We start from the raw sequence: 358 nt of genomic DNA, 5'->3' as shown, positions 1-358 counted from the left end.
ACAAACCCGTCTGCTATGTACTTCGCAACCGTTCTCTGTCTGATCTGATGGTGGTTGAGCACGAGTGTCGAAAAGCGGGCCTTCCAAGACCCTATGCTTTTATTCACAAGGATCAAAAGAGTGGTGATCAAGCCTACTTTTATCTGACCCAGCAAAGAGGGGTTCTCCTTCAGAGAGAACACCCGGAAGCAGCTGACACACTCAACAACTTACTCAAAGAGACAGAAGAGCACCCGGATCAGGATGTACAGCTGGTTCCCATCAGTATTTTCTGGGGTCGGGCTCCCGACAAAGAGCAGTCAGCTCTCAAGCTACTGTTCGACTGGAACTTCAGTCTGGGTGGGCGATTCAGCAAGTT

1 pseudogene is annotated in these 358 nt (G+C 50.0%); it reads left to right on the top strand.

Going from position 1 to position 358, the window contains the following annotated elements:
- Positions 1–358, top strand: a pseudogene (locus CWC28_RS22400) (hypothetical protein); the annotation flags it as partial.

The organism is Pseudoalteromonas sp. S4492 (assembly GCF_005886115.1).
Classification (GTDB): domain Bacteria; phylum Pseudomonadota; class Gammaproteobacteria; order Enterobacterales; family Alteromonadaceae; genus Pseudoalteromonas; species Pseudoalteromonas gelatinilytica.
The sequence above is the reverse complement of the archived record's forward strand: the minus strand, read 5'-3'. Positions and strand labels throughout refer to the sequence as shown.